Raw genomic sequence first — 16,879 nt, 5'->3', positions numbered from 1 at the left:
TCCTATGTCGGCGGTACGCATCGGTCCTTACACATTGCACAACGGCTTGATTCTCGCCCCGATGGCGGGGGTCACAGACCAACCCTTTCGTCAGCTGTGCAAGCGACTGGGCGCAGGACTTGTAGTCTCGGAAATGGTCACCAGCGACATGAGCTTGTGGAACACCCGCAAATCGCGGATGCGCATGATCCACGAAGGTGATCCCGAGCCCCGCTCGGTACAGATCGCCGGTGGTGATGCACAGATGCTGGCGGATGCGGCCCGGGCCAACGTTGAACTGGGCGCACAGATTATTGATATCAACATGGGCTGTCCGGCGAAGAAGGTCTGCAACAAGGCCGCCGGTTCCGCACTGTTGAAAGATGAAGCACTGGTGACCGAGATCCTGCAGGCCGTAGTGGCTGCGGTTGATGTGCCGGTCACCCTGAAGATCCGCACCGGCTGGGACCGGGACAACAAGAACGGCCTGACCGTGGCGAAGATCGCCGAGCAGGCAGGCATTACGGCGTTGGCGGTTCATGGCCGCACCCGTGCCGATCTGTACACCGGCGAAGCCGAGTACGACACCATTGCCGCGATCAAGCAGGCCGTGTCGATTCCGGTCTTTGCCAATGGCGATATCGATTCGCCAGAGAAAGCCCGGTACGTGCTCGATGCGACCGGTGCCGATGGCCTGCTGGTAGGCCGGGCCGCCCAGGGGCGGCCATGGATTTTTCGTGAGATCGATCATTTTCTGCGTACCGGCGAGAAACTCCCGGCACTGGAACTGATCGAGGTGGAACGCATTCTTCTAGAGCATCTGGCTGCGCTGCACGTCTTCTATGGAGACGTCATGGGCGTACGCATTGCTCGAAAGCATGTGGGCTGGTATCTCGCAACCTTGCCGGGCGCCAGGGAGTTTCGCGCCCACTTCAATCGTTTGGAAGATACGGAAGCACAATGCGCCAACGTTCAGGGCTTCTTCGCCGAACGTTACAAGAGCCTGACAGGGGACGGAGACGAGGTGGCCGCATGACGATGATGACCGAGACTTTAGTGAGTGGAACAACACCCGTGAGCGACAACGTGAATTTGAAACAGCACCTCAATACGCCGAGCGAAGAAGGTCAGACCCTTCGCGGGAGTGTCGAGAAGGCGCTGCACAATTATTTCGCCCACCTTGAAGGCGCTGCCGTCACGGATGTGTACAACCTGGTGCTCTCCGAAGTCGAGGCTCCCCTGCTCGAGTGCGTGATGAACTACGTCAAGGGCAACCAGACCAAGGCCAGCGAGCTGCTCGGGCTGAACCGAGGCACGCTGCGCAAGAAACTCAAGCAGTACGATTTGCTGTAAGCATTCAATCAAACCAGAAAGGCGCCCGCGTAAAAACGGTCGCCTTTTTTGCTGACTCCTTTGCTTTTGATGGAAATTGAAATGACCGACCAGACTACCCGCCTGCCGATCCGCCGCGCCTTGATCAGCGTTTCCGACAAGACCGGGATCCTCGAATTCGCCAAAGAGCTTGAAGCCCTGGGCGTCGAGATCCTCTCCACCGGCGGAACGTTCAAGCTGCTGCGCGACAACGGTGTTGCCGCAGTGGAAGTCGCGGATTACACCGGTTTCGCAGAAATGATGGACGGTCGGGTGAAAACCCTGCATCCGAAAATCCACGGAGGGATCCTCGGTCGTCGCGGTATCGATGACGCCATCATGAACGAGCACGGCATCAAGCCGATCGACCTGGTAGCGGTCAACCTGTACCCGTTCGAAGCGACTATCAACAAACCAGGCTGCGACCTGCCGACCGCGATCGAGAACATCGATATCGGCGGCCCGACCATGGTCCGTTCAGCTGCAAAAAACCACAAAGACGTGGCCATCGTGGTGAATGCCAGCGACTACGCCAGCGTCCTTGAAAGCCTCAAGGCCGGCGGCCTGACCTACGCTCAGCGTTTCGACCTGATGCTCAAGGCCTTCGAACACACCGCAGCCTATGACGGCATGATCGCCAACTACATGGGCACCGTGAACCAGGCGGCTGACACCCTCAGCACCGAAGGTCGCAGCGAGTTCCCGCGCACTTTCAACAGCCAGTTCGTCAAGGCTCAGGAAATGCGCTACGGCGAGAACCCGCACCAGAGCGCGGCGTTCTACGTTGAAACCAAGCCTGCCGAAGTTGGTATCGCCACCGCGACCCAACTGCAAGGCAAAGAGCTGTCGTACAACAACGTGGCCGACACCGACGCCGCGCTGGAATGCGTGAAGAGCTTCGTCAAACCGGCCTGCGTGATCGTCAAGCACGCCAACCCGTGCGGCGTGGCCGTCAGCCCGGACGCCGAAGGCGGCATCCGTCAGGCTTACGAACTGGCTTACGCCACCGACACCGAGTCGGCGTTCGGCGGCATCATCGCCTTCAACCGCGAACTGGATGCTGAAACCGCCAAGGCCATCGTCGAGCGTCAGTTCGTCGAAGTGATCATCGCCCCAAGCGTCAGCGAAGAAGCTCGCGCCATCGTGGCGGCAAAAGCCAACGTGCGCCTGCTGGCCTGTGGCGAGTGGTCGGCTGATCGCGCTGCTGCGTGGGACTACAAACGCGTCAACGGTGGCCTGCTGGTACAGAGCCGCGACATCGGCATGATCGGTGCCGACGACCTGAAAGTCGTGACCAAACGCGCCCCGACCGAGCAAGAGATCCACGACCTGATCTTCGCCTGGAAAGTCGCCAAATACGTCAAGTCCAACGCCATCGTCTACGCCAAGAACCGTCAGACCATCGGTGTCGGCGCTGGCCAGATGAGCCGCGTGAACTCCGCTCGTATTGCAGCGATCAAGGCTGAACACGCTGGTTTGCAGGTGGCAGGCTCGGTGATGGCCTCCGACGCGTTCTTCCCGTTCCGCGACGGCTTGGACAACGCAGCCAAGGTTGGCATTACCGCAGTGATCCAGCCAGGCGGCTCGATGCGTGATGCGGAAGTGATTGCCGCTGCTGATGAAGCCGGCATCGCCATGGTTTTCACCGGCATGCGCCACTTCCGTCACTGATACGACGATCAAATGTGGGAGCGAGCTTGCTCGCGATAGCGCCCTTTCAGACACATTGATGCTGGATGTGCCGCCGCCATCGCGAGCAAGCTCGCTCCCACAGAAAAGCAGCTTCAACGCTGCCTCCAGAATTAGCGTCATCCGAGGTTTTTGAAATGAATGTTTTGATCATTGGCAGCGGTGGCCGTGAACACGCCCTGGCCTGGAAAGTGGCTCAGGATCCGCGTGTGCAGAAAGTTTTCGTGGCTCCGGGCAACGCCGGCACCGCCATTGAAGCCAAGTGCGAGAACGTCGCTATCGACGTGTTGGCCCTTGGACAGCTGGCAGACTTCGCCGAGAAGAATGTTTCCCTGACCATCGTCGGCCCGGAAGTGCCGCTGGTCGCTGGTGTCGTCGATCTGTTCCGCTCCCGTGGCCTGGATTGCTTCGGTCCAACCGCTGGCGCTGCTCAGCTGGAAGGTTCGAAAGCCTTCACCAAGGATTTCCTGGCGCGCCACAAGATCCCGACCGCCGACTACCAGAACTTCACCGAGATCGAGCCTGCCCTGGCTTACCTGCGTGAAAAAGGCGCACCGATCGTGATCAAGGCCGATGGCCTGGCCGCCGGTAAAGGCGTGATCGTTGCCATGACGTTGACCGAAGCCGAAGACGCCGTACGCGACATGCTGGCGGGTAACGCATTCGGTGATGCCGGTTCGCGCGTGGTGATCGAAGAGTTCCTGGATGGCGAAGAAGCCAGCTTCATCGTCATGGTCGACGGCAAGAACGTATTGCCGATGGCCACCAGCCAGGACCACAAACGCGTCGGCGACGGCGACACCGGTCCGAACACCGGCGGCATGGGTGCTTACTCCCCTGCCCCGGTTGTGACCGCTGAAGTGCACAAGCGCGTCATGGACCTGGTGATCTGGCCAACCGTGCGCGGCATGGCCGATGAAGGCAACGTCTACACCGGTTTCCTGTACGCCGGTCTGATGATCGACAAGGCTGGTAACCCAAAAGTTATCGAGTTCAACTGCCGTTTCGGCGACCCTGAGACCCAACCGGTGATGCTGCGTTTGCAGTCGAGCCTGGTGTTGCTGGTCGAAGCGGCGCTGGCGCAAGCCCTGGACAAGGTCGAAGCACAATGGGATCCGCGTCCGAGCGTCGGCATCGTACTGGCGGCGGGCGGCTATCCTGGTGACTACGCTAAAGGCGTTGCCATCAACGGCCTCGATGCAGCTGCAGCACTGGAAGGCAAAGTCTTCCACGCCGGTACTGCACTCAAGGACGGTCAAGTGGTGACGGCCGGCGGTCGGGTACTCTGCGCCACGGCAATGGGTGCCAGCGTCGATGCCGCTCAGCAACAGGCTTACAAGCTGGCGGCCAAAATTGACTGGGAAGGCTGTTTCTATCGCAAGGACATTGGCTACCGTGCCATTGCCCGCGAGCGTGGCGAAAATCAGGAATAAGAACGCCATTCGGCCAGGCAAGGGCTTCGGGCCCTTGCCGGACTATTCCGGCGCCGCGCATAGTTATATTCTGGCATTAACCTACGAAGGGATTTCGCCGTGCGCTGGCTCAGGATTGCCATAGGTTTCACCGTCACTCTGCTGACCTTGCTCTGCATGCTCCCGGCCCAGGCCGCGCAAGGCAGTGGCTGGGCGGTATTGCTCGACGAACAGGGTGACCTGCAGCTCAGCGACATCCGTTCCGCTCGCTACACCAATCAATTCAGCCCCATTGAACTCGACCGCCTCACCGCCGCCGAGCCCGATGGCGCGTTATGGCTGCGTTTCAGACTCGCTCCCGGCAAGCATGAACAGTTGCTGCGGGTATTCGCTCCCGACCTGTCGCACCTCAATCTGTATGTGCTGGACGGCGACACGCTGATCGAGCAACTGAACACCGGCACCGGCCAGCCCCAGGCTGAACGGCCACTGCCCAGCAGCGACTTCATGTTGCCGCTGCCGCAAAACGAAAAACCTCTCGACGTTTACCTGCGACTGGTCTCCGACCATCAGTTGCGGCCTTACATCACCCTGCAGTCGGCGGTCATGACCGCGGCCAATCAGAATCAGACGTTGATCTACGGACTGTTGTTCGGCTGTATCGCGATGCTGATCCTGCACAGCCTCGTCCGCTACGCCTATACCCGCTCACGCAGCAGTTTTTGGCTGGCCGGATGCGAAGTATTGTTGATGCTCAGCCTGTTGCTGTTGCTGAATCTGGCAGGGCCTTGGCTGCCGAACTGGCACGCGGTGCAGACACCCGGCGCCTACCTCGCCTTGCTGCTGACGGCGCCATGCGGCCTGATGTTCGCCTATCGCTTCTTCGCCCCACTCGGCCCGCACCCGCTAAACAAGCTGCTGCTGGGGGACATTCTGTTCATCGTGGTCTGCGGCTTGCTGCTGTTATTCGTCAACACGCTGCCGCTGAACATCATGACCTACGCCCTGGTCGCTCTGGCAGGTCTGAGCATGTTGTTCGTCAGCGCCTATCACTGGCAAAAAGGTTATCGCCCGGCGCGCCTGTTCGTCGCGGCGATGGTGGTGTTCAACATTGGCACTCTGATCATGTTGCCGGCACTGCTGGGATTGACCCTGGTCGCCCCGCAGGGCTTGATCATGACGCTGCTGGGGTTGATCTGCATCAGCGGCGTGTTAATGAGCATTGCCTTGAGCGAACGTCAGCGCAGCATCACCGAAGACCGTTTCAGCGTCAGCCGCGACCTGGCCGCCAGCAACGCCGAGATCAACGCCAAGGCCGAATTCCTGGCAAAAATCAGCCACGAAATCCGCACCCCGATGAATGGCGTGCTGGGCATGACCGAGCTGCTGCTGGGCACGCCGCTCTCGGTCAAGCAGCGCGACTATGTACAGACCATCCACAGTGCCGGCAACGAACTGCTGACACTGATCAACGAGATTCTCGACATCTCCAAGCTCGAGTCCGGGCAGATCGAACTGGACGATGTGCAGTTCGACCTCAACGCGCTGATCGAAGACTGCTTGAGCATCTTCCGCGCCAAGGCCGAACAGCAGAACGTCGAGCTGATCAGCTTTATCCAGCCGCAAGTGCCGCGCGTCATCAGCGGCGACCCCACTCGCCTGCGTCAGACCCTGCTGAGTCTGCTGGAAAACGCCCTGAAGAAAACCGACGAAGGCGAAATCCTGATCGTCGTCGCGCTCGATGAGCGCAGTGCCAAACCGCGCTTGCGCATTGCCGTGCAGGACAGCGGCGAGCCGATGGACACCGAAGAACGCGACGCATTGATGCACGCCGAACTGCACAGCAAGCACTTCCTCTCGGCCACCCGTTTGGGAGGCAACCTGGGGCTGGTGATCGCCCGTCAGCTGATTCGCTTGATGCAAGGGGAGTTCGGGGTCAAGAGCGGCGCCAATCAGGGCAGCACCTTGTGGCTGACCCTGCCGCTGGACCCTGACCGCCTCGAACACCCGACGTCTGACCTTGATGGCCCGCTGCAGGGTGCACGGGTGTTGGTGGTGGACGACAACGACACGTGTCGCAAAGTGCTGGTGCAACAGTGCAGCGCCTGGGGCCTGAATGTCAGCGCCGTAGCGTCCGGCAAGGAAGCGCTGGCGCTGCTGCGCACCAAGGCCCACTTGCGTGATTACTTCGACGTGGTCCTGCTGGACCAGAACATGCCTGGCATGACCGGCATGCAACTGGCCGCCAAGATCAAGGAAGACCCGAGCCTGAACCACGACATCCTGCTGATCATGCTCACCGGCATCAGCAATGCGCCCAGCAAGATCATCGCGCGCAACTCCGGGATCAAACGCATCCTCGCCAAACCGGTGGCCGGCTACACCCTCAAGACGACGTTGGCCGATGAACTGAACCAGCGAAACAAGGGCCTTTCCATCTCGCAGCACCTGCCCACCGGCCCTACCTTACCGGTGAAGGTACCAAGTGATTTCCGTATCCTGGTGGCCGAAGACAACAGCATCTCGACCAAGGTGATTCGCGGCATGCTGGGCAAGCTCAACCTGCAACCGGATACCGCCAGCAATGGCGAAGAAGCCTTGCAGGCGATGAAAGCCCAGCGTTATGACCTGGTCCTGATGGACTGCGAAATGCCGATCCTCGACGGCTTCTCCGCAACTCAGCAATTGCGTGCCTGGGAAGTCGGTAATCAGCGGACTCGCACGCCGGTGGTGGCGCTGACCGCGCACATCCTCGCCGAGCACAAAGAGCGTGCACGCCAGGCCGGTATGGACGGGCATATGGCCAAACCGGTGGAGCTGTCGCAACTGCGCGACCTGATCGAGCATTGGGTGGCCCAGCGTGATCAGCAGAATCGCACGGCCTCAACGCTCCAGGCAGGCGTGTAGGGCAATCAACTCCGGCATGACTCAATCTGCTGCGCAGATCTCCATGGTCGAAGCATCATCGGTCAGCGTCACCATCGCTACGTTGTCCTGATACTTTTCCCTGACCTTCAAGGCAATGGCGTCGCGCACGGGTCCGTAGAGGGTTCCGGACAAGTTAGCACTGGCGTAGCGCATGCAAACGCTGCCTTGTACATCCTCGGCCAGATGTCGCTGGGCCAGCGGATTGGCACTGATGATCTGGCGGGTCTTAAGCTCGATGTACACGCTTGTGAGCGATGTCGGCGTCTGCGCTATAACCACCAGCAGACGCACAGCCTTTGCGGGCGCAAGAACATCACCCGACTCGTCCGTGGATATTTTCTGCATGTGACCGCGCAGCAAACCCATTGCGGGCTCGTTGCCGGACAACCTTGCCAGCCGCTGCAATGTTGCCGCCGTAGCGCCGCCTTTATCCACAGCATCTTTTGAAATCGCTGCAATGACCCAGTCGCTGACAGACTCGACACTGTCTTGGGCGACAGGCCATTCCAGTCGCGCTCTTGTACGTCGCAGCCAGTAGTCATCCAGAAATTCTACATAAGCGTTGTACCAGTCGATATCCGGAGCTTTTTCGATTTTCTTATTGGCAATCAATTGCGCCAGCAACACGGAATCGACCAGATCCTTATATTGGGTCGCCTCATCCGCGGCCGGAATAATCACGACACAAGCCCCAACGATCAATACAGAATACTCGCAACTCATATCAACTCCCTCGACAATAAAAAAAGGCAGCCGATAACCGGCTGCCGATTCAGATCAATTAGATTTCAATGTCTACGATCTGGTCTTTATGCGGGATAAGTTTGCTCTTGATGGACTCACGAACTGCATCAGCGACCAATGTATTTTTGGCAAATACCGTTTCGCCGCGATACAGGTTCACATTTCGGATATCCACATCCACGAACATTACTTTGGTGGAGCTGTTCTTGCGAAGAAAACGCACGGCACCCACGGCCATGATTGCCTCACCTTCGACTTCGACACACGCAGCGGCCGAGACTCCGCCGACGCCGTGTTGCAGCAGATTTCGCTCATAAACAGTCAGGGCAGCCGTGTCACGCTTTTGCAGGGCCGCGATCGCATCACTCGCGACCTTGAGCATCAACGCAGTCGACGGACCAGGCAATGCAACGCCGGCAACCACCGAACCGAGAATCTCCAGCACCAGTTTGTCCATACGAACGCTGGTGCCGCCGACTTCCAGGTCACTGTAGTACTTGCTGACAGGCGTCCAGCCTGCAATGGTCATGACTTCCCGAAACCTCAAATACCACTCTTTGCCCTGATGTTCTTCCGGGTATTTTTTGTTCGCTGCACGGGTTGCAAAGAGAAACGCGTTTTGAGCATCCGACCTGTTTTCGGCATTGAGTTTGCCAGAAAAGCCCAACACGCCTTCACCCACAATGGAGCCTTTCGACGGTGCTTCGATCTCGTCGCCCACCATCACCAGGCCACGAGGACGAATAATTACCTGTTCGTCGATCTCACACTCTTCAATCGCTTCAATACAGGCAGCAACATAACTTTCACGGATAGCTTGATTATACACAATGAATTCCTTATAAAAATATCAGACAAGCTCCTCATGAACTTGCGATAAAACAATAACCAAACAAACGAACTACCGCAAACTTAAACCTGTAACATTATATCCACCCACCCATACAAGTTAAAACAACCCCGAATTAACTAATAAAAACACCTGACAGGAAAATTAACTGACGTGCATCTCATAACTCACATCCACAAGCAATTAACAGACTGATAGACTCCTCTTCATCCTCTCTCTTGATGCGAGCCGAAACCATGCTCCACGTGTTGTTCAGCGTTTACCTGAAGATGCTGGTGCTCTACAGCCCGTTCTTCGTATTGTCCTGCTTCATCAGTCTGACCCGCGGTTATTCGCGCAAGGAACAACGCCGACTGGCCTGGAAAGTGGCGACAGCCACCCTGGTCTCCAGCGTCTTGCTGTACTTGTTCGGGCGAGTGATTTTCAGTGTCTTCGGCATCACCGTGGATGCGTTCCGCATCGGCGCCGGCAGTGTGTTGTTCATCTCGGCGCTGGGCATGGCCCAGGGCAAGTCGGCGGTGCAAACCGACAACGTGCAGCAGGACGTGACCATCGTCCCGCTGACCATTCCCCTGACGGTCGGCCCCGGCACCATCGGCGCCTTGCTGGTGATGGGCGTGAGTCAGCCGCATTGGGACGACAAACTCACGGCCATTCTCAGTATTGCCCTGGCCAGTTTCACGGTCGGCGTGGTGCTTTATCTGTCCAACCGCATCGAGCGGATTCTCGGTGACCAGGGCTTGCAGATCGTCAGCCGGTTGATGGGGTTGTTCGTCTGCGCATTGGCGGCGCAGATCATCTTTACCGGGGTGAAGGGCTATCTGGTTCCGTAACGCCCACCTTCGTCATTAGCGCGGCGAGCTGCCTGTCCTCGCCATCAATGGCCAGTGCCTGCACTAACTCATCAAGGGTTACGGTCATTGTGGCGCCATGAACCTGAAGACTCAGGCTCATCGAGCGGCGCGCGGTCAAATCGTCGGAGTGATTGCGCAAGATCAGGCTGTGCCCGGTATTCGGGTCGGTGAGCAGCAACTGCCTTTCAACCAGGCTGACCCGCCACGCATCCTGCGCCCCGGTATCCAGAATCAATGTGCCCGGCATCAGTGACTCAGCACTCAACGAACGACGACAATCAACCACAATGCATTCAAGCCGCTGCCAGACAGTGCTCGATACGCTGCAGCTGATCGCTCTGGGTCCATAACTCAAGATCAACTGGGTAACGCCGTCAGGTATCAACGGCATAACGTCATTGAGCTCACCCTGAAATTCCAGCATCAACACCTCGGCTTCACGACGTGCAACGCTGTTCTCCAGCCACACATCCCTCGAAGCGCTGTAGGTCAATTGGCTGGGCGTTTCATGGAGCAAGGCAACAGTTTTGTTTCGAACACCCAGCAGTCGGGTTTCCAGGCTCGTATTGACTTCACCCACCACTCGATCGATGTCATCGACGTACCATTGGTAGCCCAAGTAACCGCCAACCGATACAAATGCTTCGTGGGGATGCTTGCTCACCAGCGCCTTCAACGCTTGCCTCACGCCCGCATCGTAAGGGTCATTCGTACCCTGTTGCGCCAGAACCCAATCTCCCGTGACGCCGACAATACGTGCCGGTTCACCGAACATCATCTCGAGTTCAACCCCTTCAAGCGTCCGTCCTCGCAGACCGGCGCCATGTGTCCATACTTGCGCAAAAGACCATTCGGACCAGACCTTTTGTGGCACAGGCAACAGGTCCTGCCGCAGAAGCTGCAGACCATTATCAAAGAGTGTCGGTAGTTTTTCAGGCTCAAGGAACGCTTGGCGGTAAAGTTGCCCAACGGAAACATCCAGCAGCCAACCCGCCTCCTCATCTGGCGACGTTGCCACCAACTGCGCTACCTTGCCAGGGCCCACATCAGCAATCAGCAATCGATGGTCGACGTACCAGGCACACAGTTTTTCATCCCGTACGCCGTTACCCAGACCAAGAATCGAAAAGCTCGACGCTTGATGCGCCTTCGCAAGCGCCTCAACGTCGGCCCAAAACTCAAAGCCAATGCCCAACGGTCCTCTGGCATCCTCCAGCCAGTCTTCGGAGACTCCGGCCAGTTGCGACTGCCCTTGCTCGTTGATATCGAAATACAGCCCTTCCTTGGTCAACGCAACGTAGCGTTTTTCATTGGCGATGACTTCGATCACATTCCAGGGCCCGATAGGCTCAGCCTGGGCATCCACACCGGTGACGGTCATCCCGATCTTCTGGCGATAGAGGGTGCGATTGCGCTTGTCAAAGAACAGGACGGTATCGCCCGTGCTGGTCGCGGGTGTCAGCAACATCGGGCTGACCGTGCCGCCCGGCCCCTCAATCTGCGGCACATTGGGACGAATCAGCAGGCCATCGGCAGCACGGACCCACGTGCTGACCGGATCCTTTCTGCCCTGTGTCAAAGGTGTTATCGAGACAAACGCCGCAGGCTGATAATCCACGACTTTCACTTGGGTCAAAGGCCAAAGTTTCGAGTCCTTGACCAACAGTTCGTAATCCCACAAGAAATTCGACCACCCTGGCATGGCGCCCTTGAGCAGCAGGTCTTGCTGACGGTCGGTCAGATGACCTGCAATCGCCAGCAGCAAGACTTCGTCCCCTCCCAACAGGTAGACCACCTCGGCTTCACGCCCAGTGCGCTGGATCACTTGCTGGACAATCCGGATGACCCCCTGCCCCAGGACCTGAAACACCGAAATGCTCGAACCGGGCACCGGATCCATCAGCCTATAGAATCGATTGACCCGCCCGGTGACCACGTCAGAGCGCCAGATGAGTGCTTCCTGGGAGCAATAGAAATACGCCTGCCCAGCGATAACCGCGCCCAGCCTGGCTTGGTTCGCCAGTGCTGATGGGAGGTCGCGAGCGTAGATAAAACGATCACGGGCCTGCTCATAAAAAGCCGTGGCGAGTTGTGGTTCTTGTGGGTCTGTGAACGGAACCGGGAAATTCTGTACCGCTGTGAACGGGCTGGCCAAACGATTGGTGCGGGCCAGTTTCCTGACTCGGGCCTGGATCATCGCCGTGTCGACAGTCGGGTCGCTCTCCAGCTCTTCGAGCAGCAACTGCTGTTTCGCCCAGTTGACTCGAAACGAGTGATGCGAAGTCTGGATAACCAATTCAGGCGTACCCATGACGTGAACGTCGACAGCCCCTACCTTCAAAAGGCCTTCGCCGACAACGATATCCTCTTCGCTCAACCAGAGCGCACGCAGCGTCCAGGCCATGGGGCGAGCCTTCTGTGCCAGTGACAGATTGACCGAACGCACGCCCGGAGCGAGTGTCAGCGCGCAATGACCACCCACCCCTTCAACGCTGTAGGACAGCTTGCCGTGCAACATTTTGGGCAGCTCGGGTACCAGCAACGAACGCGGCTCCTGATCCAGCAAGACACTGATCGTCGTCTCGGCTTCTATCGGATTCAAGTCGCGCATGATGTATTCGGAGGGGAACTTGTAAAAGGTAAACCAGAACTGGCGATTGCCTGCTGCGTCGTACTCCAGCTTCAGCGCAGTTTCAAAATGCTCGGAACGCGTGGTCGAAAACGGCAGGGCCGAGTAATCGAAACCGAACCAGGTGTTGGCCACACACGGGAGGACAATGGCCTGAAAGGTCGTCAGATCGCCAATAGCTGCATGCTCCGGCAACTCGAGGTGTTGTCGAATGTTGATGGCTTTCGAACGATCAAGATTGTGATTCGGCGGGTGCAGCGCAGAGGTGTTGGCCGATAAAATTTCCTGACTGCCGAACGTCAGTCGCTGGTTGCGTAAATCAATCTCGCGGATGACCGCATAAGGGTTCGGATAAAACACGCCCTCCCTGATCGAGTGACCGCCCGAGCGATACGCCTTATCGACGCGGTTCAGGTACTGACCGATCCGCCGTCCTCGCTCCAATGTGCCGTTGAACCCTTCGACCAGCGCGCTCACGCCAATGGCCAACCCGCCCAGAATCACACCGGCCCCGCCAAGAAACGCAGCCGCCGTACTGGCACCGGCCAGGCCGGCGCCTATGCCGGCTACAGACAGTGCCAACCCCGCCGAATCGAACGCCAACTGCGTGCCGTATTGCGCCTGTTGCAGATCGTCCCTGGCATTGGCCAGCAGATAGATATCGAAACCCAACGTGGCTAGTTGCATCACCGTGGCCAAACCATCCCTGGCAATATGTCCCAGCGCACTGACCACGACCGAGGAGGTGGTCCGGGCCACCAGCGGTGCGTCGTTCAACGCCACCCTGAACAGTTTGACCAGATCCACGATGTCGAGCAGATTGCCATGGGCCAGTTGCGCGTAACTGAGGTAACCGTGCATTCGCACGGCAGTCGTCAGGCTCCGGTCTTCATTGATGTTGCTGATTTGCTCATGGGACTGGAGCGCCACCAGCAGCGCCTGAATCGTAAAAGCCGCATTCAAGGTATGCACGGCGCTGACATCGGTCGGGTCAATCTTGCCCGGTACGGACGGCTTGACCGACAGAGTCTGGAAGGTCTCCGTCAGGTAGGAGCGGATCCGCGGCAGAACTCCGTCGGTGCTTGAGACCCTGACGGTGCGCGTGGGGTCCTTGAGATTGACCAGGCTGATTTCATAGTGTCCGCCAGACACCTCTCGCACACTGTCGAACACCGGAACAAAGTCTCGCCCAAGGTTACTTTCCGTGTGGAGGCGATCAGCGCTGTGCTGAATCTGCTGCGCCCAGTGACGAGCGTCCAGTTCGTTCAGCCCACGCCCCAGTCGGGCATTTTCCGCCAATGAACGGGCCCGTAACTCAGCATGGTGTTCCCATGGCGCCACCGTCACACCGGTGCTGATCGGATCATGGCTCAGCAAACCCGACACATTGATCTGCGACGGCAGTGTCAGATCGGCGATACGTGGGCCATTGAGGTCGACGACGTTGAACGTCGCTTCCGTCCGGTGACTGATCTCATACAGCTTGGCCAGCTCAGGGCTGCTCAGAAACTGCTCAAGAGCACGGTGCAGGTCCTGCGCCTGCTCAAATCCGAAGACACCGAAATTCGGATCGTAGAAGCGGTAGGCACTCGACTCGCCATTGACGATTTTTGCCACCAGCAGGGAATGGCTTTCGGTGTTGAGCATCAAGGTGCTGGTGGAAGTCCTGGTATCCAGTGTCTGCATGACCTGATCCAGCCGCGACGCTCCTGATAAAGTGCCCGACCGTGCCATTGGCACCGTCCGCAACTCATCAAGGGCCCGCAGAAAAGCATGGGTTTCATTGGTGTCGGGGGCAAGGTTGGCATTGGCCAGCCTGCCGCTCAAAGCGTCCACGGCCGAGGAGCCTTTTTCGATGGCCGCCGCCATGGCCAACACCAGTGGATAACAGCGCCTTCCGGGATCGCCTTCACCCCTGACCAATAATCCTTGAGGCATCAACCTCCCCGTCGAAGCACCTTGCGCGATGAAGGTTTCGAGCACCGAGGCGCTGCGCTGGAAGATGTGGTGACGCAGCTCGTATTGGGCCTGAAACCTGATGCGGGCCATGTGCTCGCCCCATTGGCGCAAGGTCAACGGCTTCTCGAACGCAAGGGCCTTGAGCACCTGAGCGCTGTTCTTCGATGGCTCAACCGTTGCCTGGGCAGCTGCAAACCCGGCTTCGAATGCAGGATGCCTGCGCGCGAGCAAGGCCTGCTCGATGGCGAGATAACGCTGGGCGAAACCCAGGTCAGCGGTGCTCTGCGCGAGGGTTCGGGTGCGCTGCCAGGCATCGTCGAATCCGGCATTATCCAGCGTCTGCGCACCGAACAGCCCACCGAGCAAAACCCGATGCACCGGGCTCAACTGATCAAGCGGCAGAGAACCGTGGCCAATACGGGCAATCATTTCGTTCAAGTTGCCGATCGGCTCAAAACCGTGTGAGACCGGAAGTTCGACACGGGCTTGCGCCAGGATCCGCTGACGCTCATCGAAGCTCAGGGACCAAGGTTTATCGAAGCTCAGGTCACCGCTGAGTTTTTCGTTCATGGCCCGGATGAAGGGGGCTCCCAGGTCATCCACCAGTTTTTGCAAGATGTCGGTCTGTAAAACCGGGCGGCCTTCAATCACAGGCCAACCCTTTTTAAACGTCATGAGCTGACCTTTAAGCAGCTCAGTGATGTTGCCTTTGAAATGGGCCTTGTAACCGCTCTGGCTCGCTTTTGTTGTTTCAAGCTCGAACCAGGCCGCCTCAGTCCTGGCATTGTCTTTCCAGCTGTGATGGGTTTCTTCTTCGGTGGCGAGGTTAAAGCCGTCGAACAGGTCAACCTTGTCGCTGATCAGTTGGCGGCTTTCAAGCACCGCATGGTCTTCGACAAAGTCACTCAAACCGCTGGATACCGCCGTCGGCCCGCTCATCGCAATGGCCGATTGGGCGCCGAATTTGATGCCGTCGGCATCATAGTCATTGATCGCCAGCGAAAACCTGGTGAGGCTTTGCATATTCGCCTCCCAGCTTGAAATCGGACCGTGTTGTTTCTCCAGCTCCCGGATAATCAGTTCGGGAAATGCCTTGCGATCCTGAAGCGATACATTGCTGCTCAAGGCCTGCGCAACCACCCGGTCCAGGAACTGATAGTTGCTGCGAATTTTTTCCATGACGGCGGCGAGTTGCGCAGAACCCGCATGACCACTCAACAGGGCATTGGATAATCCGTTGAATGGCGTCTTGATTTGATCCGGCATCGAATCAGGCGTGTTTTTGTTCCCGACGCGCAGCCCGTTCGACGCAACCATGACGTCATTGAACGGGGCAAAAATATCGCTGAGGGACGGCATGCTTTTGGCAAATGCTGTTATCGCCTCTCTGTGTTGTTCAGGCACCTTGGGGCGAAAGTCCGCATAGGCCTGCCCCCGATTCGGAAGGATTGTCGGGTTGTGATCAAACAATATCTGCATCACGCCTATACGCTCTTCGGCACTGAAGGCGGCGAGATCCACACCACCGAGCACTTTATGCAGAGACGGCAGTAAGTCAGCGTCAAGATAGGTTCCACTCTCGAGATTCACAGCCTGTAAACGCGTGATATCGGACGCAGCCGCCAGGTTGGTACGAAAAGAGATTTCACGCTCATAAATATCGAACAACGGTTGATTGATAAGCTCTACGTGAATGTCTCGATGGGCAACTTCCACGCGTTGCAGAGATTGAAGATTGCGGGCCTTGAGCGCCTTGAGTGCACCTTCATCCTGACCATAGGCGCTGACTAAAAGATCGATTCGCGCCTGATCGGCGCTCCCGCCCGCCTGGGTGACAGTCTGGATATGCTCGAACATCTGCTGCCGCAACACTCGAGTTCGCTCGATGTAACGACGAGCCAGCACAGCAGGCGTTTCGACTGTTCCTTGTGGAGCAGAAATCGTCCCCAGTGCTTTGGCTGACTCGACGATAATGCGATTGGTCTCATGGGCCAGCAAAGCATCGCTGTCATACCACAGGTTGAGGCTGTAACCCTGCGGGGCAAGCATTTGCCGCCAGACATTGATGTAGTCTCCCTGAATAGCGCCAATGCCACCGCCCACCCAGACAAAGTGCAACTTTTTGGGGACGGGTTTGGCAGTATTCAGCAGTTCGACAGTTGTACTCAAACGCAGAAAATAGTCCGTCAATTTATCCCGGACTTTTTGCAGTGTGGCAGCCGAACCTTTCGGGTTTATTGATTCGAGCGTTTCCTTCAACAGACTTATCGGCGTCAGTTGGGCGTCCAGACTCGACGCCTCGATAGCACCGTCGAAGTAACGCAAGGCCGCTGCGTGCTCCGGCATTTCTTTGAAACCGCTCAACGCAAACTCCAACTCGCTGCGATCAAACGGCGTGGAAAAAGTGTCAGTCTGATTCAGCGTTCCGGCAGGTGTACTTTTCATTTTCATATCCATATGAAAA

At 57.8% G+C, this 16,879-nt stretch carries 9 protein-coding genes; 6 read left to right on the top strand and 3 right to left on the bottom strand.

The features are described 5' to 3' along the window. The first annotated feature begins 4 nt into the window (after positions 1 to 4). The 5 genes from dusB to ACA079_RS02980 all read left to right on the top strand — a co-directional run bounded on the left by dusB (position 5) and on the right by ACA079_RS02980 (position 7,358). Positions 5 to 1,015 (top strand): tRNA dihydrouridine synthase DusB, encoded by a 1,011-nt coding sequence (gene dusB, locus ACA079_RS03000; RefSeq protein ID WP_008153758.1) that lies wholly within the window; start codon positions 5 to 7, stop codon positions 1,013 to 1,015. After that, on the top strand, positions 1,012 to 1,332 hold the full coding sequence (gene fis, locus ACA079_RS02995) for a DNA-binding transcriptional regulator Fis (protein ID WP_007907419.1): 321 nt from the start codon (positions 1,012 to 1,014) through the stop codon (positions 1,330 to 1,332). Before dusB ends, fis begins: the two co-directional genes overlap by 4 nt. An 81-nt stretch (positions 1,333 to 1,413) precedes the next feature. Further along, positions 1,414 to 3,021 carry a bifunctional phosphoribosylaminoimidazolecarboxamide formyltransferase/IMP cyclohydrolase gene (purH, locus tag ACA079_RS02990; protein ID WP_497702528.1) on the top strand — a complete coding sequence of 536 codons (1,608 nt, stop codon included), beginning with the start codon at positions 1,414 to 1,416 and terminating at the stop codon, positions 3,019 to 3,021. A gap of 155 nt (positions 3,022 to 3,176) precedes the next feature. Beyond that, complete coding sequence (gene purD / locus ACA079_RS02985; protein WP_497702527.1) at positions 3,177 to 4,472, top strand: phosphoribosylamine--glycine ligase; 1,296 nt, start codon at positions 3,177 to 3,179, stop codon at positions 4,470 to 4,472. Between the two features lie 99 nt (positions 4,473 to 4,571). Next, positions 4,572 to 7,358 carry a hybrid sensor histidine kinase/response regulator gene (locus ACA079_RS02980; protein WP_497702526.1) on the top strand — a complete coding sequence of 929 codons (2,787 nt, stop codon included), beginning with the start codon at positions 4,572 to 4,574 and terminating at the stop codon, positions 7,356 to 7,358. A 21-nt stretch (positions 7,359 to 7,379) separates the two neighbouring features. Here the strand turns inward: ACA079_RS02980 and ACA079_RS02975 are convergent, their stop codons facing one another. Next, positions 7,380 to 8,102 (bottom strand): hypothetical protein, encoded by a 723-nt coding sequence (locus tag ACA079_RS02975; protein WP_497702525.1) that lies wholly within the window; start codon positions 8,100 to 8,102, stop codon positions 7,380 to 7,382. 58 nt (positions 8,103 to 8,160) lie between these two features. Next, a complete protein-coding gene (locus ACA079_RS02970; protein WP_497702524.1) occupies positions 8,161 to 8,952 on the bottom strand; it encodes a hypothetical protein in 792 nt (263 codons plus the stop codon). Positions 8,953 to 9,209: 257 nt separating this feature from the next. Between ACA079_RS02970 and ACA079_RS02965 the strand changes: the two genes are divergently transcribed. After that, positions 9,210 to 9,806: a MarC family protein gene (locus tag ACA079_RS02965; protein ID WP_007937197.1), complete on the top strand. Its 597-nt coding sequence runs from the start codon at positions 9,210 to 9,212 to the stop codon at positions 9,804 to 9,806. Here the strand turns inward: ACA079_RS02965 and ACA079_RS02960 are convergent. After that, the gene (locus tag ACA079_RS02960) at positions 9,775 to 16,860 is read right to left on the bottom strand and encodes a TcdA/TcdB pore-forming domain-containing protein (RefSeq protein ID WP_497702523.1); all 7,086 of its coding nucleotides are present in this window, start codon (positions 16,858 to 16,860) and stop codon (positions 9,775 to 9,777) included. The genes ACA079_RS02965 and ACA079_RS02960 overlap by 32 nt on opposite strands. Positions 16,861 to 16,879: the final 19 nt, after the last annotated feature.

It is taken from the genome of Pseudomonas sp. LBUM1645 (genome assembly GCF_059716185.1).
This window is presented reverse-complemented; position numbering and strand designations above follow the sequence as displayed.

Excerpts from the sequence above, each read along its gene's own strand:
- dusB (WP_008153758.1), top strand. The coding sequence starts at position 5 with ATGTCGGCGGTACGCATCGGTCCTTACACATTGCACAACGGCTTGATT.
- purH (WP_497702528.1), top strand. The coding sequence starts at position 1,414 with ATGACCGACCAGACTACCCGCCTGCCGATCCGCCGCGCCTTGATCAGC.
- fis (WP_007907419.1), top strand. The coding sequence starts at position 1,012 with ATGACGATGATGACCGAGACTTTAGTGAGTGGAACAACACCCGTGAGC.
- ACA079_RS02975 (WP_497702525.1), bottom strand. The coding sequence starts at position 8,102 with ATGAGTTGCGAGTATTCTGTATTGATCGTTGGGGCTTGTGTCGTGATT.
- purD (WP_497702527.1), top strand. The coding sequence starts at position 3,177 with ATGAATGTTTTGATCATTGGCAGCGGTGGCCGTGAACACGCCCTGGCC.
- ACA079_RS02960 (WP_497702523.1), bottom strand. The coding sequence starts at position 16,860 with ATGAAAAGTACACCTGCCGGAACGCTGAATCAGACTGACACTTTTTCC.
- ACA079_RS02965 (WP_007937197.1), top strand. The coding sequence starts at position 9,210 with ATGCTCCACGTGTTGTTCAGCGTTTACCTGAAGATGCTGGTGCTCTAC.